This window comes from Parachitinimonas caeni (assembly GCF_030129945.1).
Lineage (GTDB): Bacteria > Pseudomonadota > Gammaproteobacteria > Burkholderiales > Chitinimonadaceae > Parachitinimonas > Parachitinimonas caeni.
In genome coordinates, this window is record NZ_JARRAF010000026.1 from 1 (window position 1) to 20100 (window position 20100).

Genomic DNA, 20100 nt, shown 5'->3' on the forward strand with positions numbered 1-20100 from the left:
TCGATTTTTGGGGCATGGCGTCGTTAGGGTTCGCTTATTTAGCTCGCTAAACCTCACTCACCCTGCCTCGCCCTGCCCCAAAACTCGGCCCGGCGCGACCGGAAACAAAACGTCAACAGAGCCGAGATTCTGTTGACGTGAGGTCAACAGAGCCTGGTCGAGTGCTGGTAGCGCCGTCGTGGTTGCTGCATTCAGCGCAGCAATGTCCCAGTCGCCGTTGTCGGTTAATCGGGCATCAATGGGTTGGTGCGCGGCCCGGCAATAAGCCAGCAGCAGACTCTGGCCGGCCAGCAGGGGCGGTGCCTTGGCGGTGTAGAACGGATCAGCCAGCGCTTGCTCAAGGCTGATGAACTGCCAACCCTGGGCGCGCAGCAGGGCGAGCACGTCTGCAAGAAACAAGGCGTTCAGCAGGTTGTGATGCAGCAGCAGAATCTGCGGCAGCGCACGTCCCAATAACTGCCCGGACAGCCCGGCATAGGCGTGGGAGCGCTGCTGGATATGTGCCAGATAATGCTGCCGGTACGCCTCCAGCGGCGGGGCGGGGGTCGAACGCAGCCGGTTTTGCAGATGCTGGTCGAGTCGCCAATCCGAGGTATCCAGCGTCACCGGTGCAATCTGGTAAGCCATGCCGGCCAGTGCGGCCTCAACGCGCTGCCGTCGGACGGGATCTTCACCATGCCGTAGATAGGGGTAGCGAAAATAGTGGGGCGGCTGCCCAAGATGACGCAAAGCCAGATCGCAATCGGCGATGCTATGCACGAAGGCATCCAGTGGCGTGTCCGGGTTATCCAGATTGCAGTGGCTGGCGGTGTGGTTACCCAGGCTGTGACCAGCCCGCAGCCAGGCTTGGGCCAATGCTTGGACACCAGCCGGCGAGGTGGAAGACAGGTTGACGAAGTAACAGGCGGGAGCCTCTGCCGCAGCCAGGGCGCAGAGAATGGCCTGATTGCGCGACACCGGGTCAAGCAGGCCACTGTGATCCAGTACCGGGCCGTCATCGAAAGTGATGGCAACTTGCCGGGCGAGGCTTGAGGACATGGCCATTCGATGGGTCTGCCAGCAATGCAAAGCGGGCGATTATGCCCGCTCTGGTCCCGCTGGTCTGTCGCCTGAAGGGCTGAGAAGCGTCAAGCTCTGCGTTTACATCTGCTTGAACAAGTGGTTGTAACTGCGGCTCACTTCCAGTCCGCCATCAAAACCCCGCATATGCACATGCTGCTGACCACGAAAATCGCGGGTGACCTGTTCAATGGCATCCACCCGCACCAGAATGGCCCGGTGGATCTGCCAGAATTCCTCGGGGTCCAGCTCGTCAACCAGCTCCTTGATCGGCTTGCGGATCAGCGCCTCGAAATCTTCCGTCTGAACGCGCGTGTATTTGTCTTCCGCCCGGAAGAACAGGATGTCGCTGGTGGGAATCATGCGCAGGGCATTGCCAACCGATGCCTGAATCCAGCGCAGATATTCGCGTGGTTTGGCAACGGCCGCGCCGGCCGTACTGCCAAGCCGCTGGGTCAGCTGCTCCAGCAAGGTGTCCATGCTGCTGTCGGGCTTGCTGTCGAGGCGCTCTTTCAGTCGCTCGCAGGTTCGTTTCAGGCGTTCCGGGTCGGCGGGTTTGAGCACGTAATCAATCGCACCCTGCTCGAAAGCGGTCACTGCGTACTGATCGTATGCCGTCACAAACACCACATGGCACTGCCCCCCCAGCGCCCGTGCAGCCTGGATGCCATCCATTTCCGGCATGCGGATGTCGAGAAAGGCGATGTCGGGCTGCTGGGCACGGACGAGGCTGACGGCTTCTAGGCCGTTGGTCGCCTCGCCCACAATCACCAGCTCGGGCCAGGCTTCTTTCAGGCGCATTACAATCTGCTGGCGCATCAGGCGCTCGTCATCAGCAATCACGGCGGTGGGGGCGGCGGTACGGTTCATACGGTTTCAGGTTTATCCAGGTTGATTGTCGGTTCGGTTTTGGTCTGGCTCACTGGCGCGAGATCTGCCGGTTCTGGTTCGTCCAGAATCACCTCATAGGGTACACGGATCAGCGCCCGGGTGCCGCCACTGGCCGGCACCGAGATGATCAGCTCGGCGCGTTTGCCATAGAGCACCTTCAAGCGCTCCCGGATATTGGCCAGCCCGCAGCCGCCAACCCCCTTGGGTGCAAAGCCCATACCGGTATCCGTGACACTCACTTCCAGCCGGCCATCGCGGATCTCGGCGGCGATGGCAAGCTGGCCGCCATCCGACTTGGGTTCGAGGCCATGCTTGATGGAATTCTCGACCAGCGTTTGCAACATCATCGAAGGGAAAGCCGCCGAGCGCAGGCCATCCGGCACATTCACCGAACGTTGCAGCCGTTCTTCCATGCGCACCTGCATGATCTCCAGATAGGCCGACGACAAATCAACCTGCTGGCCCAGTGTCGGCCGGCGGCCTTCGCGCATCTTCGGCATGGCCGAGCGCAGATAGCGGATCAGGCTCTGCTGCATCTGCGAGGCGCGCGGTGGGTCCATCTGGATCAGCTGGTCGATTGACGCCAGGGTGTTGAACAGAAAGTGGGGCTCGATCTGGGCTTGCAGGGCCTCAAGCCGTGCTTCGAGCACATTGCGTTCGAGCTGTTCGGTCTCCGCCTTGGCGGTGGCTTCGGCGGCAACCTTGTCGGCCGATACCTTGCCGCCAGCCACGATCTTGATCACGAACGACATCAGGATCAGGAATACCACCGGCCCGGCAGCACGATCGCTGACAACGCCTGTGGCGATCATCACCAGTAGTGAAACAATCGCCAGCCGTCCCCAGGGCACAACGGCCAGCCAGTCGAAGAATTGCCACCAGATCCTTACCAGCAGCCGTTCGAGTTGCTGGAAAGTATCGGCCACTTCATCACCTTTCGTTGCACGCTCTATCTTGCGTTCCAACCCATCACGGATTCTGGCCTTGAAGGCATCGCGTTCTTCTTTGCGTCCGGCTTTGTCTGCCTGATATTCGCTGCTCATTTTATTGATCTCCATTCAGGTAACCGCGCGGCGGGCTTGGCCGGCGGCTACTGGGTTACTGCCACTGCAGCGTTTTCATTCAATGGTTGCAGGATATGGCCAGGCTGTCACGGCTGCGATACCGCTGGGATGTAATGCAGAAATAGGGGGGTGCGCCGCAAAAATGGCGGACAGCTGGCAGAAATGGTGCGCCAGCCGTGCTGGCAACGGGTGGGCTGGCGGCGGTCCTGATGCTTGCCGGTCTGTTGGCGCAGGAAGGAACAGGGCAGGGCTACTCTTCCTCGGCGCAGATACTGGCCAGGAAGGGGTCGCCACAATTGCCGCAGATGATGCGCAGCTTGGGCTTGCCCCAGACGTTGACGCCACAGGGACAGGTGTACTTGGTCTTGTCTCGTTTTTTTGAAGTCAGCGGGTAGGCGCTGATGCCTTCGCTGAGCGCGGTGGCAATGTCGGTGGCCATATCAACGCCGGTATTGGCGGCCACGGTGGCTACGTTTTCCGGCAGATCCATCGTCAGGGAATAACTTTGCTGGCCAGCCAGCAAGGCCGGATAGGTCGGAAAGCGGTCGTACCAGGAAAGCCGGAAATCCTGCGTCAGCAATTTATCGCAGGTATCAAGAAACAGTCCGCCGGCAATCGGGTAGTCACTCATGCGGTCACCTGTGCGGCGGCCGCCGGGCTGGCCGGTGCTGGAAGGCATCAAGCCGATCGACTCCAGTTTGTCTGCCCATTCTTCATTGTGATAGCGCCCCCGTCCCGGCGTGCCGTGATGAAACTGCCAGAGGTGGGTCATTTCATGGGCCAGGGTCTGCATGATCTCGACCAGCGGCACCACCGCAAAGTAAACGGGGTTCATGGCGATTTCATCGGTGCGGCGACCTTCCCGGTTGGAAAAACGCTCGGCCGAGAAATAGCCGTAAGTCAGCCGTTCACGCTGCAGGGTGATCAGGCATTCCGGTAATTCCCCACCGAACAGTTCGGCGTTGAACGAGTCGTAAGCATGCTGCAGCTCGGCGTAGGTTTCCTGCGTGGGGCGTAGCGTGGTCATGTGTTTCGTACGATTCACTATTTGTTTGAATCGTACGATACAACACGCACAATTGCCACTCAAGCAAAGGCTGCCGGGTGCTGCAGGCAGCGGGCTCCCGGCATCGCCTTTGCCGCGATCCGAAAAAATGGGTCAACAGCGCCTAAAGTAAGAACAACCGCTAAAACCAACCGAGAGGGCATAGGCAATGCCGCAACTCACGCGACGTGATTTTCTGAATGGAGTGGCCTGGCTGGGTGCCAGCAGTTTGTTACAGCCCTTGGAGGCGTTGGCCAGCGCTACAGATTTGGCCGGCTACCCACCCGCACTGACGGGCCTGCGCGGGGCGCATCCTGGCGCATTTGAAGCAGCGCACGCTCTGGCCTGGGGCGGGGTACGCGAGTTTGGCCCGTTGGCGGCACCCGCTGAAACTTACGATCTAGTCGTTATCGGCGCGGGATTGAGTGGCTTGTCGGCGGCTTATTTCTACAGGCAGCACATTCAGCGCGATGCCCGTATTCTGATTCTGGACAACCATGACGACTTTGGCGGTCATGCCAAGCGCAACGAGTTCACGCTGGATGGCCAGACCTATCTGAGCTATGGCGGCACCCAGTCATTCGACAGCCCATCGGGCTACAGCAAGCAGGCGGCCGGTTTGCTTAGCAGTCTGGGGATTGATCTGGACAAGCTGGAGGCTGCCTACGACCGGCAGTTCTTCCAGCGCCTGGGGCTGAGCTGCGGTGTGTATTTCGATGCTGCCAGCTTTGGCAAAGCTGCATTGCTGCGTAGCAGCCTGCCGACGATGCACTCCCCCGCTTTCTACTCACGGCAGTGGGTGCCGGGACTGCAAGTGGCGCCTGCTTTTGCATCCGTTCTGGCACAGGCACCGCTGAGTGCCGCCCAGCGTACCAGCCTGCGTGAGGTGCTGGCGGTTTCGCCCAAAGCGGCGGCGTACTTCAAGGGGGCACCAGGCAAAAAGCGCTTCCGGCAACAAAACTATCTACACTTTTTACGGACGGCTTACGGCATCAAGGACGAGGCCTTGCTGAAGCTACTGTCGATGCCACTCGCGGAAAATGCCGCGCTCGGTGGGTCGGGCATCTCACTGCCAACTGCTCTGGAAGGCGGTCTGCTGGGCTTGCCCCCGGCCCGGCAAATGGCAGCCTGGATGGGTGACGAGAGTTTGCTACCAGAAGATGATGATGACGAGGAAGCCTACGTCTACCACTTCCCGGATGGCAATGCGACGCTGGCCCGCCTGCTGGTACAGAAGCTGATTCCGCGCGTCGCCAGCTTCGCCGGCCCGGAACAGTGCCTGACTGCCCGGTTCGACTACGGCCAGCTTGATCAGGCCGACCAGCCGGTGCGCATCCGCCTTTCAAGCACGGCGGTTCTGGCCGATAACAGCGGCGGCGGGGCGATCGTGCGCTACCTGCGTGAGGGCAAACTCCACGAAGCACGCGCCCGGCATGTGGTGATGGCGGGCTGGCACATGATGGCTGCGCATCTCATCCCCAGCCTGCCCGCGCCGCAGAAGGCGGCGATGCGCGCCAACATCAAGATGCCGCTGGTCTATGCCCAGGTGGCTTTGCGGCGCTGGCCTGCCATTCAGAAAAGCGGCGTGGTAGCCGCCTATTGCCCGGCCGCGTACTTCCAGTTTGTACAGCCGGATTTCCCGGTCACGCTGGGCGCCTATACCGCGCTACGACAGCCAGATAGCCCGATGATTCTGCTGATGATCCGCATGCCATGTCCGCCGTTGGGCGAGGGCAGCGTACCCGACCTGTTGCGCCAGGGGCGCGCCGAGCTACTGGCGACCGACTTTGCAACGTTCGAAGCACAGATCCGCGCACAGCTCACGGCCATGTATGGCCCCTTTGGCTTCAATGCCGAGCAGGATATCGCAGCGATAACTGTCAACCGCTGGCCGCATGGTTACGTCTATGAAGAGGCCGAATATCGCGGACAGCCTGCGCATGTTCTGGCCAGCAGGCGCCACGGACAGATTGTGATGGCGAATGCCGATGCAGCAGGTAGCGCCTACACCGATGCAGCCATCGACATGGCCTGGCGGGCGGTGCAGGAATTGAAAGGGAGGTAAGGCCGGCGACACCCACACCGTTTGGGTCACCGGCCGGTGGGGGCTTACTCTTCAGTCGAAGCCAGCGCAACGATGGCCTGCGCACGCAGGAAGAACTTGTTGGTTCCCAGATCCCCAATCGTCTTGATATTGAAAGCCTCCTTCAAAAGCTGGGCATCCTTTTCCGAAACGCCTTCGAGCGCCGCAACTGGCGCATTGACCAGCTCCTTCAAAGGCTTGGTTTCGTATTCCTTGTCGAGTGCCTTGTTGATATTCATTGCTTCTGCTCCCTGTTTGTGGATGAACGGAAAAGAGTGAACGGCCCCTGCGGACAACCCGCATCCCAAGCCGCCCACGCTCAGGCAGTTTTGGCTATCAGAAGTTCAACGGTCCCCGAATACAGCTACATCAGTCCACATCAAGTTTTCTTCGAGATTTCTGCTTGGTCTCCAGTACCTTCACAATGAAAGTGATGGCATCGTCCTGCGCCTCGCTAGATCGATTTTCTATTGGAGGGACAAAAAAATCGGGTTGAATCCCAATCCGGTCAATCGGAAAATCCGGAAGCCGGGTAGATCGTGAAATGGCATAAGCCAGTAACCGCTTGTGCGAGGGTAGCCAATGAATCCGTAAATTGGAATAGTCAAGGATACCCGCGGTATAGCTGCCAAATATTTTGGTTTTCCAGCTTTGTCTTGCCTGCAGCAGAAATTCTTCGCAAGCGCTCGCACAGTGTGCATCAACCAGAATGGCAATACGGCTTGGTCTGGCTTGCGATTCAAATGCCATGACATCAGTAAATCGTACAGGGTGAGTGCCCTTACGAAAATACTGCCCGAAAGGGCTGGACCGCATTAGTTTATTCTCGCTGCCCAGAAATTTTTCCAAGACCGGATCAGATTTTTTAACCTCCCGCATTAGTGCCACAGATTCCACGTTGTCCGCAGTGGCTAGAAATTCCATAGAATACTGACGGATCGGATTGGACATAATCAACGGTTTTAAAGAGGCCCATGACCAATCAGACCCGCCTTCATTACCCCTGACATCAATAATAAGGTTTGGCGACTTCCGTAAAGCTTTGCGATTTCGTTGCAGTAAATTTTTAATGGCATCGGCCATTGATGAATCAAAAGATGGCATGCGAAGAAGCTGCGTCTGCGAACTGAGCGTTTTGAATTCTGGTTGTTGAATGTTCTGCTGTTGGCTTGTGAGGGATGATGGATAGGCATCAATAACCGAAAGATGCCCAGCACGATACCGGCGCAAATAATCATTCAGAATTTTATGACATTCATCGGGAGTGGTGATCTGTCCGGCCAACCGGTTGGCTTGCTCCTTTTTCTCGTCCAGAAAATGCAGCCCTTGGGTTGATACCAAATACTGCACGCCCGGATCATTCTGTTGGAGATAATCAGGGATGGCCGCCAGATCTTGCTGGCATTCCTGCTGCAACAGCGATTGATTCCCCGGTTCTTCCGCGCTCGCCAGATTTCCGATATTGCATAGTCCGAGAATAGCCAGCCCGGCAAGCAGTGGGCTTGAATTAAACAATGGCTTCTTGAGCAATTTTGATGACTCTCTTCCCTTGGGGCACTTTTTCATGCTGCCGGATAAAAACCGGGCAAGCCATGATTTCCGCATCTCGTCGGATGATGCCTCTGAACCAGTGACTTAATTTCTCATTATCGAAACTTAGCGTTCCGTCGTCTTGCAGCAAGCCAACAGCGTTCTTGGGGTCATCAAAGGCGACAGTGCATTTTGCGATTCTACCGTCGGCGCGAATCACCAAATGGTTTGGCTTGGAAGCGTAACAGATATAACCGCCCTGCAAGAGACTTGATGTATCAGATTGTTTCAATGGACGAAAAATCTCTTCCAACTCGTTGGATTGTGCTTTTCTTTCATTCTCCGACAGGGAATTGACTTTATTCTTGTTCGGCCCGCCAAGGTTTTCAATAGCCTTGATAAATACATTGAAACGCTTATCGGTAGAAAATTCTTTGACAATCTCATGAGCTAACTGTTTCGCAGAGCCAAAATTTGAATCTGTGAGATGCACACGGATCGTTGTTGAGAAGTCAAAATGGGTATCCCTCATCATCAGCAGATTGGACCAAATGGCATTGAAGGTGCCTTCGGCATTTCCACTCTTGCGCGTTTGATTATGCCCTTCCTGCCAACCATCCAGAGAAATCTGAAAGGACTTCTGATTAGCTGCGATAAGTTTCTCAAGTAGTTCTTTCGACAGGAGTGAACCATTCGTCGTTATGTCGCCAGATAGAAAAGAGATGCCATATTTTTCACACTCGTTTTTAGCAAAACTACTCAGATCCAGCAAAATATCAGATGCAATAAGAGGCTCTCCACCAAACCAGTTTAAGCGCAAGGTCGTTAGATCCTTCATTCTGGACAGGATTAACTGCTTAATGGCGAGCACTTTATTGGCAGGCATCTTTCCAATACTAAAATCCTCATAGCAGTAAGTGCAACGGAAATTGCATTTCTCTGTGGGGAGAATAGTTAGGCTTAAATGCTTTGGATTTATGGCTTCACTGATCTGCTGTTTTTGCGAGATTGATAAATTCATTAGGACTTTCATTGCAGAAGTTGGATGGTTTAAGAGAAAGTTATTTCTGAGGAGGGTACTTTGGACGATTGACACCGCCCCCACCGCTATCGCCACCACACACCACATTTACAGGAACGCAAACTATATTGACACCGCAAATAGTGTTAGATGGCCCGTCACAGGCATCCCCGCCTCCTGAAATTAAATCCAATAATTCTGGGTCATCTATAATGATCATCCCTTTAGTATCCAGGGTAATTTCTGAGTTTCCTGGCATGACTTTCCCATCTCAAAGTAAAAATTGAATCGTAAGTGGGGAACTACTAAATCCCCACTTATGCTTTTAATTAATGGCGCTATTATTTGGGGCCCTTTGGCGGCTTGGGTTGTGGTGGCGAACCGCCTCCACCTCCACCCCCGCAATAGGCATTCGAACCGCCTCCAGGGCAAAATACATTGACCCCGCCTGTCCCACCGCACATGCCATTGCCACGGTCGCTACTATCACCTCCTCCACCCCCTTCACCACCAGAAACAAGTTCCAGGAGCTCTGGATCGCTAATCACGATCATGCCTGATTGGTCCAAAGTAATTGGCATGTCTTTTTTTTCGAAGTTTGTCAAATTTAAATACCTTTTTAAATTGCGTTATTGATCTTCAAAGAGAAACATCCAGAAATCCCCTTCTCGTTGCATTCAATGGCATTGCCGATTTTTCAAAACCTGAAAAATAATTGCTGCGAGTCAGAAGGGGTTATTAGATTATTTTCAGCCTTGATGAGCTGTCAAGTTCAATGAATATAAAACATCGAGCGCTCACGCCGATTTAATGACACTTCGTGAAGATGATTCACTTAAAAATCAATTGGTTAATTGAAATTTATTCTCATTAAATGTGCTGTTTCGATTTGATGGCATCTCAATGAATTTTATTTCAGCTATGAAATATACATAACGTAGATCAGTAAAATTGATCTACATAATTTACTAAATGGTATGACATTAAACCAACCTGGGAGGATCAGGAGAGGGTCGAGCTGAGGAGGCTGAGCTTGGCCAGGCATGACTGCAATAGTCAGATGCAATCTTGCCTTCGGGATTCCGGCTCCCAGCTTGGCCCCCCACGGGTAAGCATGCAGCCCCTGAAAAATGTTGTAGATATGTTATCAAAATAGTAGTAATCTCTACTCACTATGTTGCTAGCGCTTATTCTCTCTCTCCCCACCGAAAATGCCACAGTGCGTCAGCGTATCTGGCGGGCGTTGAAGGCTTCGGGGGCTGCGGTGCTTCGGGATGGGGTCTACCTCATGCCGGATCGCGAAGATTGTCTGGCCACGCTGCAGGGCTTGGGTGTGGATGTACGGGATAACGGCGGCCAGGCCTATCTGGTGCGGGTGGAAAGTCTGGATGGCGCCGACTTTGTGCCCTTGTTCGACCGTAGCGGTGACTTTGCGGTCCTGTTGGGCGATGTCGGGCGGGTGAGGCAAACGCTGACGCCCGATGCGGTGCAGGAGGTGACACGCCAGGCCCGGAAGTTGCGCAAAGCCTTTGCCGGGCTGGCCGCCATCGACTTTTTTCCCGGCGAAGCGCAGGCGCAGGTGGATAGCGCCTTGTGCGAGCTGGAGCTGGCTTGTTCCCGCATCTTGTCGCCTGACGAGCCGCAGGGGCAGGTCGGCCGGATTTCGCGCTTGCAGATTAAGGACTATCAAGGCCGGACTTGGGCGACGCGGCGCCGGCCTTGGGGCGATCGGCTGGCCAGTGCCTGGTTGATCCGGCGTTTTATTGATCCCGCCGCGCCAATTCTCTGGCTGGATAGCCTGGCAGCCTGTCCTGACGGGGTGCTGGGGTTTGATTTTGACGGGGCGTCTTTCAGCCATCTGGATGGTCGGGTCACTTTTGAAGTGCTGGCCAGCAGTTTTGGGCTGGAGCAGGCGCCGCTGGCCCGGCTGGGCTTATTGGTGCATTACCTGGATGTCGGCGGCGTACAGCCACCCGAGGCCGTGGGCATTGAAAGCGTGCTCGCGGGTCTGCGCGAGAGCTTGCTGGATGATGACCAGCTGCTGGCTGCGGCATCCGGGGTGTTTGATGGCTTGTTGGCGAACTTCAGCCGGGAAAATCCGAAATCATGAATACCACATCCGCACCACAGCCCGTCAGTTTCTGGCAGGCCTTTGTCTTCTGGCTGAAGTTGGGTTTCATCAGCTTTGGCGGCCCGGCCGGGCAGATTGCCATCATGCATCAGGAGCTGGTTGAAAACCGGCGCTGGATCTCAGAGCGGCGTTTTCTGCATGCGCTCAATTACTGCATGGTTCTGCCGGGGCCGGAGGCGCAGCAGCTGGCAACGTATATCGGCTGGCTTATGCATCGCAGCTGGGGCGGGGTGGTGGCGGGGGCGTTGTTCGTGCTGCCTTCGCTGCTGATTCTGATTGTCTTGTCGTGGCTGTATATCGCTTACGGCCAGATGCCGCTGGTTGCGGGGCTGTTCTATGGCATCAAACCGGCGGTGGCGGCAATTGTGGTGCAGGCGGCTCACCGTATTGGTACGCGTGCCCTCAAGAATCAGTATCTGTGGGCGATTGCTGCGGCGTCATTTGTGGCGATCTTTGCCGGAAATCTTCCGTTTCCGGCCATTGTCGCGGGGGCTGCTTTGCTGGGCTACCTGGGTGGCCGCTTCGCCCCGGCGCATTTTGCGGTCGGCGGCGGCCATCGCCCGGCCGACAAGCATTTCGGGCCTGCCTTGATCGACGATGCCACGCCCACACCGGCCCATGCGCAGTTCCGCTGGTGGCGGTTGGCGCAGGTGGTGGTCATCGGTGCCTTGCTCTGGCTACTGCCCATGGCCTGGCTGAGCAATCAGTTTGGCTGGCAGCACACCCTGACGCAGATGGGCTGGTTCTTTACCAAGGCAGCCTTGCTGACCTTTGGCGGCGCCTATGCGGTATTGCCGTATGTCTATCAAGGCGCGGTCGGGCATTACGGCTGGCTGACGCCCAGCCAGATGATCGACGGGCTGGCGCTAGGTGAAACCACGCCGGGGCCGCTGATCATGGTGGTGGCTTTCGTCGGCTTCGTCGGGGCCTATGCCAAAGCGGCATTGGGGGCGGATGTCCCGTTTCTTGCCGGCGCGGTGGCGGCCTGTCTGGTCACCTGGTTTACCTTTTTGCCTTCCTTCCTGTTCATTCTGGCAGGGGGGCCGCTCGTGGAAAGCACGCATAACGATCTCAAATTCACCGCGCCACTCACGGCGATTACGGCGGCGGTAGTTGGCGTCATCCTCAATCTCGCGCTGTTTTTTGGCTACCACGTATTGTGGCCGCAAGGATTTGGCGGGGGATTTGATGGCATATCGGCGCTGATTGCCGCAGGGGCTGCGCTGGCACTGTTTTATTTCAAGCGCAGTGTGGTGCAAGTCGTTGCTGTGTGCGCGGTGGCCGGCCTCATCGCCCGGTTACTGACTCACTGAAAGGAGTCTTTGTGTTGCTGGCACTGTATTTACTTCAAGCGCAATGTGCTTCTGGTTGTTGTTGCGCGCGCTGTAGCCGGCCTGATCAGCCGGCAGCTGATCCACTGAAAGGAGTCCCCCATGTTGCCCTCCCTGACTGCCGATGCCCTGCATGCAGCCATACTGTCACCGAACCCGCCCCGGCTCTACGATGTCCGGCGCGATACGGCACGTAAAGCGTCCGGCGTCGAAATTGACGGAGCCTTGCAATGGCTCAATCCCGCAGACTGGCTGACCTGGAAAGACACGATTTCGCCCGACCACCCGGTTGTCTTCTACTGCGCCTTTGGCCACGAAATCGCCCAGGGCCTGACCGCCGCGCTACGTGCAATGGGAGTAGAGGCGAGTTTTCTCGAAGGTGGCATCGCCCAATGGCGCGAGCAGGGCTTGCCGGTACGCCCGCTCCCTGCGGCCTCGTCTCAGTGGGTCACGCGTGAACGGCCGAAGATAGACCGGATTGCCTGCCCCTGGCTGATTTCCCGCTTTATTGATGCAAACGCCGAATTTCTGTTTGTGCCGCCGGCCGAGGTGCTGACGACGGCCGCCGCGACGGGCGCTACGCCCTATGACATTCCGGGGGTTGAGCTATCGCATGTGGGGGATCTGTGCAGCTTCGATGCCTTCCTGGACAAATACCGGCTCACCGACCCGGCGCTTCATACGCTGGCAGCAATTGTGCGCGGGGCGGACACGTCGCGGCTTGATCTGACTTTGCAGTCGGCCGGGCTGTTTGCGCTGTCTTTGGGGCTGTCAAAAGTATTCCAGGATGACCATACGATGTTGCGGCACGGCATGATCATGTATGACGCGCTCTATGCCTGGTGCCAGCATGGGCAAGCAGAAACCCATGCCTGGCCTCCCAGTCTGCCAGCGGTAGCCTGATCGACTTGCAGGCCGACAAGAAAAAGCGGCACTGCCAAGATTCGCAGTGCCGCTTGTTTTCATGGCCCGGCCGATCAGGGCTTTTGCCACAGGGCGTTGCCGTTGCGGCTGACGCGGACAAAACCATCGTTGGAAACCTGCAGTTCAGCACCGTTATTGCCATAGGTGTAGGTGTGCCAAAGCGCGGTGCCATTCGGGCGATAAATCACCAGATTGCCATCGTACTGCATGACGCCGCTCGAACCAGGGTTGCCCCAGGTGCCCGCGTGCCAACGCACCGAACCATTGGCACCGTAGAGCACCAGATTGCCGTCTGACTGCATTTTCAGGCAATACACATTGTTGCTGGAACACAGGTTCTGGTCGATGGGCAAGCCGACACCGCCAGTTGCTACCGTCCGCCACGGATCGTTGGGGGTGCTCAGATTGCGGATGGTCCACTTTTCCCAAATATCCAGGTTGCTGCGATCAGCATGCACAGGGTGCTGCCCGTTTTCAGACGACATATAGCGGCTGGTGATTTCAGACTTCACGCCATAAACATCACTGCTGCCAATTCGCTCAAAGCGGAATTTGCAGCCCCAGCAGGCGGGGTCGCCACTGCTGAACTTCATCTGATTGCCATCGAGTTTATGGTGGCGCAGCCACAGGCCGTTATTGCCCTTTACGCTATGCGTGCCATCGCTGTTGGCATGCACAGTGAACACCTCCCATACATCCCGTACTGACCGGTTGGCATAGATGTACTGCTGACCATTTTCCGAGCTCAGATACAAACCATTCGATGCCTGAATATAAAGCGGGCTGCCCAGCTGGAAGGCAATGCCGCCGCCCGTTGGGGGCTGCGGGCCGCAAGTGCCGGCCGGATAGGTCGGCGGCGCGCCCAGGAAACCCGCCATTGCCCCGGTGTGCGAACCATTACCGGGCGGCGCAAAATTGCAGAAGCACTGCTCGTCGGTATGGCCGCCTTCATCCTTGGTGAATTGCCAGAACGACACCTGATCCACTTTCAGGGTGTCGCGAAAATAAGCCAGCCAGGTACGGATATTGTCATCGGTGCGCTGATTGAGGTCGGTGATGCCGAATTCACCGATCACCGCCGGCTTGCACAGATTGCTGGCCAGATCCATCCACTGCCGGGTCGAGCCGAACTCCAGACCATTCGAGTTGTTTTCATTGGCCAGAGCGCCATTGGCGTAGAAATGCACGGATACGTCATCCGAGACGTTAATCACCCGCGTTGCGGCGCTGGTGGTATCGCCGCCCCAGCGATGGTTCAAAGAACCGGGCACTGGCTGGAAGCTGATTTTCACCGCCCCCTTGTTGCGCATCATGGCTACCTTGCCTTCATAAAACGCCGCAAAATCCAGCGGTGTATTCGGCTCGCCAATCTCATTGCCTAAAGACCAGTAAATATGAGATTTATTTGCATTCGCGCCGATCACGTAATTGATCATATTATTGATATGCGCTTCGTTGTTTCGCAGATTTTGCAGGGTGTTATTCCCCGATGAATCAAATAAATCCACAGTCAGCGTCATATTTCGCTGGCGGGCCATTTCGGCGAGCCATGAAACGCGATTGGCCATGGCCCCATAATTATTCATCGCATAGCCCAGATGTGCCCAGATGCGCACATTGCTGACGCCAAGACTACGCAGCCTGTCCAGGTCGGGTCGGGCGTTGTTTTCAAGGCCTGCCTGATCAGACGGCATCTGATCTCCGGCACCGATACCCAGATCGGTATAGTTGCCAGCCACAAACATATGTGGCTGCCCAGTCAATGGGTTAGTAAAAGCGGCGCCAGCGGCGTGGGCCTGCAGGGCAGGCATGGCCGATAGCCAAAGCCCGAGCGCCAATGATGCGATTTTCCTCATGAAACGGACTCCTTTCCCCATAATCCCGCCCGTTAGCCAAATCAGCGGTTATTGCACCATTCTGCAAATAGCCGAATAAGCTGACAGGAAGATTACATCCGGTTACCAAAATAGATTTTCTCGGCAAATAGGGCAAAAGACTGATTTATTGCCCGAAAGGAGTATCGTTTCCGATAGTGCAGATCACAAGGGACAAACGTCCTGTATTTGAAATAATTTTACCGGGGTATTACAACTTGTTTATCAATACCGATAATCTCGTAAGACAATTTAGAGGAAATGACCGGTTAATTAGCATTAATTAATGAACAAAAGACCAATAGAAGCCCTTGCCAGCAATATCTAATCTACCGGCAGATTTGCCAGCCCCCGTTCGATGCGATCGCGAGAGAATGGGTCGGCGGCATCCACGTAGCGCATTGCCGACTTGAGGTCTCGCCAGCCGACGTATTCCATCAGCGTTTTGACGTCCCAGCCGTTGGTGTTGGCCCAGCCAGCAAAGCCGCGTCGTAAGGAATGGCTGCTATAGCCTTCGGGTGAGGGCAGGCCAGCCTGGGTAAACAGCCGCCGTAGCAGCGGAATCAGGCTATTGATATGCAAGCCCTGATCGCTGACATGGCCGGCGCGATTGATGGCGCGAAACACCGGACCGCTTGTCAGCCCGGACAGTTGTATCCAGTCGATATAGGCCGATACCGGACAGAGGCGGGAGAGTGCCGGCACCTTGAATGTGCGTCCGGACAGCTGGCGGTCGCCTTTTGATTGCCGCAGAAAGCAGCTCATTCCCTCGCCGGGAGTCAGGCTGACATGCTCAATGCACAGGCGGGTCAGCTCATCTCCCCGGAAGGCGCGCCAGAAACCCAGCAGCAGCAAGGATTTATCCCGCGAGTGGCGTAGCAGCGCAGTGTGATCGCCCGCTTGTGCGGCTTGTTCAATCGCATTTTCCAGCCAGACAACCACCTGCGACAGGTGCTCGATCTGCAAGGGGACGGCCCGTTGCTCGGTGGCGGGGTGCAGCACCCGGATACCCTTGAGGGTCTTGCGCACCAGCGCCGACTTGCACGGATCGACAAACCCTTGCTCGCGATGCCACTGCGATAGCGCTGCCAGCCTATGCCTTAGGGTGTTGAGCGAGAGCTTGCTGGCGTGATCGACCAGATAGCGCACCACACTTTCGGTGGTGGCTGGCAGATAGCCGCCCCATTCCTGCTCGAAGTGACGCAGGGCCGATTCATAGCTGCGTCGGGTGTTCTGCCGGGTGGCGGCATCCAGATAATCTTCAAGCTTCAGCATAGGGATCCGGAAAAAATGGTGGCAAGGCGTCTAGGCTCTGTTGACATTTTACTGGCTCGCTGCATGAAACGTTGCCTCGGTTTGAGATGGTTGTCGCCGACCGGCCACCAAACTTAGGCGCCGTTGACGTTTTGCTTCCGGATTGCGTTTCGTTGCCATTGCCAGACCCCCAGCCCAATCAACACCGCATTAAGCAGCGCAAATATCGCCAGTATCCCGTCTCGACCATCTTTGCCGAGGCCGTCCAGCCAGTGTGCTTTGTGCAGCCAGCCAAAGCTGTAGCCTTCGAGGCGGTCGATCGGTTCAACCCGGGCGGCCAGCGCACCCGTTGCCGGTTCAATGAAAATGGAGGTCTGGTTTTTAGTCGCGAAGGTGACTTTGACTACCGGCAAACGTTTGTTGATGAATCCGTAGTCCCCGCCAAATTGATGCAGGCTGACAAGGTCCTTGACCGGAGCATTGGTATCGCCGAGATATTGGCGGGCAAGGTCGGTTGCCAACGCGGCTTCGACGTCCGCGACCGGCTGGCCATTGCCCGCATCCAGGTAGTGGGCCGATGCGGGTTTGGGGGCGGCATGACCGCCGTGGTGGGCATGCTCATCCGCAGTAGGCGGCTTGCCGGCGGCCAGCCGCCATACCGGCTGGCTTTTATAGCTGAGCAGACTCGCACCGAACGCCAGCTGTGCAGGGGTCAGATGGAGCGCTTCAGCGGCGATGGCAGTGTGGGGCAAGCGGGGCGTCGTCAACTGACCTTCACGCCAGATATGGAACAAACCACTGAGCGTGAAAGCAAGCGTACTTAACCCGGCCAGCAAACCCAGGCGTCGATGCCAACGCCTGCCGGCCTGCTTGACTGGCCGGGATGGCTGCCGGGCATAGAGCCAGAGGCCAAGGATCACGCTGCCGGCTGCAGCCAACAGCAGCACACTCATCGTCAGCTGCCGCGCCGTTGACAAGGGCTTGGCCCATTCCCAAGTGTGTATCGTACGAAACAAGCTTTGACAGAGCGCCTTGCGGTCATCGACCAAGGCAGAGAGGCGGGCCGGGCCGGTTTCGATATAGGCGCGCAGATGGTCGGGGCGGTCGAACTCGATGCGCCAGACTGGCAGCAGGCGATTGACCGACGGGTAATCCTCATTAAAGTCTGTCAGCAATTCAGCGCCTTGCACCGCGCTTTGCCGGTCACCCGTGAAATGACGGGCCAGCTGAATGGCGTATTGGCGGTCAGCGTCCGGCAGCTCGGCCTGGGTGTCGGCACTGAAGTAGCGACGCCTGATCTGGCCGGCTTCCCGCACCTGCCAGACAGCGGCACCGTCGATGGCCAGCAAACGGGCTTCCTGCAGTGGGGTGAGCGGGTGGCGCTCAGCGATGGTCGCCAGCGATACCCCGCTAAGCGGCGCCCTGGCAACGGGCGCCTGCATTGAGGCGGCGCTGGGAAACAGCCGGGTCATGATCGGATGTCCCAGCCCGGACAAGGCCCAGAGCAGAACGGGAAGCGCCGCCAATAAGCCGATACGGCGATGCCAGCGGAACAGCCAGCCCAGCCTCTTGGCCTGGTTCAGGCGTTGCAGAAGTTGCGGATCAGAATGAGTCACGATGAAGTTTTCCTGAGCAATCGGTCATGGGTGCCGGCACGAAGAGCAGGCGCGTTCAGCGGAAGCGGTAGGCCAAGCCCAAAAAGAAGCTGCGGCCGGCACCCGCTACATAGCTGTCCTGGCTTTCCGGGCTGCGTGCGCCCACGCCGCTGAAGCTGGAGCTGGCGGATTCAGCGTAGCGACGGTCGGCCAGATTCTTGACCTTGGCCCATAGCTCCCACGCGCCTAACTGCTGGCTGGCCCGCAGATTCCAGACCGTATGGCCGCCATAGCGGATGCTATTGGCGTTATCCATCCACCACGGGCCCATATGTTGGGCTTCGAGCGATAGCCGGCTGTTTTCCTGCGGCTGCCAGATCATTTCGAGATTGGCCATGACTTCCGGTGCTTGCGGCATGCTGCGGCCGGCGTAATCAAGCTGGTTGCCCAGACGATATTCGCGATAGCGATGGCTCGACCAGGCGGCCGAGGCGCGCAGTTTCAGCGCGTCGGCGACTTGCCAGCTCAGCCCCAGCTCCAGACCCTGATGAAGGGTACGGCCAGCGTTGCGCGGCTCGCTCTTGCCGGGTGCCAGACTGTAACTGACCTGCTCATCGCGCCCGGCCAGCCGGTACAGGCTGGCTTCCCATTGCCAGTGCGTCGCCCGGCCACGCATTCCCAGTTCCAGGTTGTCGTAGATTGCCGGCTGCAGGTTGGGCGTATCCAGACTGCCGTACAGGCTGGACACCTCTGGCGGGGTAAAGCCCTGACTGGCGTTGATGAAGCCATCGAGCTGACTATCGAGATTCCAGACCAGCCCGACTTTGGGGCTGGCGCGGCTGAAGCGCCGGGTTTCGGATGGTGCGCCGGTCGTGGTGGAGGGCGTCAGGCGATTGTGGTAGTCGTATTCGATCTGGTCATAGCGCAGCCCGCCTACCAGGCGCAGGGTCGGTTGCCACTGCCACTCCGCCTGCAGATACGCGGCCCGGTTGCCAAGAATTACTTCGTAATCACGGCGGGTGCTGCCCACGCTGTAGCGCGTGTACTTGCCGCTGAGCGCATCGCGCACCACGGCCAGATTCTGCTCGTTGTACTGGTTGGGGCTGCGATCGAAGGTGAGGCCCCCAATCAGCCGCAGATTGCCAACATCCTGCTTCTGTCTCAGGTCGAGACCAACGGAGTGGAAGTGGTTGTCGTTCTGCCGCCCACTGGCGCTGGTGGGGCCCGTGTTGAAAATCAGGTAGCTGGGTAGCTGGCGGGTATCGTTATCGCGCAGGAATAAGGTAACGCTGCTCTCACCGCCGGTGTTGAGCGACCCGGTCCAGCTGGTACTCAGCCGACTGGCATCAACCTGGCGCCAGGTGAAGGTCTGGTTGGAAAAGCCGGGCCGGTTCAGATAGCTACTGGGGCTCAGGCTGCCCGGCATGTCAGTGCGCAGATGGTTATGGCTGAATACGCTGCTCAGTTTTCCGCCTGCCAGCGGGTAGTCCAGCCGCAAGGTGGCGCCAGTCTTGTCAAAACCGTTGTAGTCATCATCGCCGCCATTCGAGCTGGCATGGTAGGCCGAACCGCGCCAGCCCCAGTCACCTGTTGTGGCCGAAAGTCCGACATCCAGCCGTCGATAGCCCCGATCACTGAGTTGCAGACTGGCCTGATAATCGGCTTCGCTGGCCGGAGCGCGGGTCAGGAAATTCACCGCACCACCAACCGCATTGCTGCCATACAGCGATGAGGCCGGTCCTTTGACCACCTCCACGGCAGCGTTGCCACCCAGGTTCACTTCATACAGGGCATTGTGATTGAAGATGCCAACCGGCCGGATCAGCACACCGTCTTCAAGATAGACATAGTAGGCATTGGTGGAAATCGGCATGCGGATGGCCATGCTGTGCTGCTCGTTGCCCAGATCCGTCATGTAGACACCGGGAATCTGGTCCAGCGCTTCCCCGATAAAAGTGGCTTTAAGGCCACGCAGGGTGGTCAGGCTGACCCGACCGACGGCGGCAGGCGTATTGCGCAGTGGCGTCGCCACGCGGGAGCCGGAAATAACGATTTGTTCGACGCTGGAAGGCGCGTCGGCAGCAAAAACCAGTGAACAGAACAGGGCAAGCGGGGCCAGGGCAAAGGCGCGCCGTGCTTGGCGGCACGCCGGATAGGTAAGGGGCAACATCGTCTGACTTTCAATCGGATGGCGGCTGGCAGGACAGTCAGTCCGGCATGCGCCACGCCAAAAAGGGAAATCCAGCCTCGGCTATCCCGGCCCGTCAGCAGCAAGCATTCGCTTGCACGACAGGGGGA

The 20100-nt window shown here is 57.5% G+C and carries 15 protein-coding genes; 4 read left to right on the forward strand and 11 right to left on the reverse strand.

The genetic code is table 11. From position 1 onward, the window contains the following. Positions 1 to 57: 57 nt before the first annotated feature. The 4 genes from PZA18_RS17600 to PZA18_RS17615 form a co-directional block, all read right to left on the reverse strand. Positions 58 to 1038 carry a polysaccharide deacetylase family protein gene (locus PZA18_RS17600; protein ID WP_284102189.1) on the reverse strand — a complete coding sequence of 327 codons (981 nt, stop codon included), beginning with the start codon at positions 1036 to 1038 and terminating at the stop codon, positions 58 to 60. Positions 1039 to 1140: 102 nt separating this feature from the next. After that, complete coding sequence (locus PZA18_RS17605; RefSeq protein WP_284102190.1) at positions 1141 to 1929, reverse strand: LytR/AlgR family response regulator transcription factor; 789 nt, start codon at positions 1927 to 1929, stop codon at positions 1141 to 1143. Continuing rightward, the gene (locus tag PZA18_RS17610; RefSeq protein ID WP_284102191.1) at positions 1926 to 2993 is read right to left on the reverse strand and encodes a sensor histidine kinase; all 1068 of its coding nucleotides are present in this window, start codon (positions 2991 to 2993) and stop codon (positions 1926 to 1928) included. The genes PZA18_RS17605 and PZA18_RS17610 overlap by 4 nt, the downstream gene beginning before the upstream one ends. A gap of 271 nt (positions 2994 to 3264) precedes the next feature. Beyond that, the gene (locus PZA18_RS17615) at positions 3265 to 4059 is read right to left on the reverse strand and encodes a SprT-like domain-containing protein (RefSeq protein WP_308447417.1); all 795 of its coding nucleotides are present in this window, start codon (positions 4057 to 4059) and stop codon (positions 3265 to 3267) included. 169 nt (positions 4060 to 4228) lie between these two features. On the opposite strand from PZA18_RS17615, the gene PZA18_RS17620 reads away from it, so the two are divergent. Further along, entirely contained in the window at positions 4229 to 6124 is a 1896-nt protein-coding gene (locus PZA18_RS17620) for an NAD(P)/FAD-dependent oxidoreductase (RefSeq protein ID WP_284102192.1), read from the forward strand. A 44-nt stretch (positions 6125 to 6168) separates the two neighbouring features. Here PZA18_RS17620 and PZA18_RS17625 read toward each other — a convergent pair whose 3' ends face one another. From PZA18_RS17625 to PZA18_RS17635, 3 genes are all read right to left on the reverse strand, one after another. After that, positions 6169 to 6381 (reverse strand): hypothetical protein, encoded by a 213-nt coding sequence (locus PZA18_RS17625; protein ID WP_284102193.1) that lies wholly within the window; start codon positions 6379 to 6381, stop codon positions 6169 to 6171. Between the two features lie 130 nt (positions 6382 to 6511). Then, the gene (locus tag PZA18_RS17630) at positions 6512 to 7672 is read right to left on the reverse strand and encodes a S41 family peptidase (RefSeq protein ID WP_284102194.1); all 1161 of its coding nucleotides are present in this window, start codon (positions 7670 to 7672) and stop codon (positions 6512 to 6514) included. Then, the gene (locus tag PZA18_RS17635) at positions 7650 to 8693 is read right to left on the reverse strand and encodes a radical SAM protein (RefSeq protein ID WP_284102195.1); all 1044 of its coding nucleotides are present in this window, start codon (positions 8691 to 8693) and stop codon (positions 7650 to 7652) included. Before PZA18_RS17635 ends, PZA18_RS17630 begins: the two co-directional genes overlap by 23 nt. Positions 8694 to 9912: 1219 nt before the next feature. Between PZA18_RS17635 and PZA18_RS17640 the strand changes: the two genes are divergently transcribed. The 3 genes from PZA18_RS17640 to PZA18_RS24995 all read left to right on the forward strand — a co-directional run bounded on the left by PZA18_RS17640 (position 9913) and on the right by PZA18_RS24995 (position 13058). Beyond that, complete coding sequence (locus PZA18_RS17640) at positions 9913 to 10803, forward strand: chromate resistance protein ChrB domain-containing protein (protein ID WP_284102196.1); 891 nt, start codon at positions 9913 to 9915, stop codon at positions 10801 to 10803. Beyond that, positions 10800 to 12137, forward strand: coding sequence for a chromate efflux transporter (chrA, locus tag PZA18_RS17645; protein WP_284102197.1), 1338 nt, complete (start codon positions 10800 to 10802; stop codon positions 12135 to 12137). Before PZA18_RS17640 ends, chrA begins: the two co-directional genes overlap by 4 nt. A gap of 120 nt (positions 12138 to 12257) precedes the next feature. Next, positions 12258 to 13058 (forward strand): sulfurtransferase/chromate resistance protein, encoded by an 801-nt coding sequence (locus PZA18_RS24995; RefSeq protein ID WP_308447418.1) that lies wholly within the window; start codon positions 12258 to 12260, stop codon positions 13056 to 13058. Positions 13059 to 13132: 74 nt separating this feature from the next. Here the strand turns inward: PZA18_RS24995 and PZA18_RS17660 are convergent, their stop codons facing one another. The 4 genes from PZA18_RS17660 to PZA18_RS17675 all read right to left on the reverse strand — a co-directional run bounded on the left by PZA18_RS17660 (position 13133) and on the right by PZA18_RS17675 (position 19972). Further along, positions 13133 to 14935, reverse strand: a complete 1803-nt coding sequence (locus tag PZA18_RS17660; RefSeq protein ID WP_284102198.1) for a cellulase family glycosylhydrolase — start codon at positions 14933 to 14935, stop codon at positions 13133 to 13135. A 342-nt stretch (positions 14936 to 15277) separates the two neighbouring features. Continuing rightward, entirely contained in the window at positions 15278 to 16228 is a 951-nt protein-coding gene (locus tag PZA18_RS17665) for a site-specific integrase (protein ID WP_284102199.1), read from the reverse strand. 113 nt (positions 16229 to 16341) lie between these two features. Continuing rightward, the gene (locus tag PZA18_RS17670) at positions 16342 to 17823 is read right to left on the reverse strand and encodes a hypothetical protein (protein WP_284102200.1); all 1482 of its coding nucleotides are present in this window, start codon (positions 17821 to 17823) and stop codon (positions 16342 to 16344) included. 55 nt (positions 17824 to 17878) lie between these two features. Further along, entirely contained in the window at positions 17879 to 19972 is a 2094-nt protein-coding gene (locus PZA18_RS17675; RefSeq protein ID WP_284102201.1) for a TonB-dependent receptor family protein, read from the reverse strand. Between the last annotated feature and the right edge of the window lie 128 nt (positions 19973 to 20100).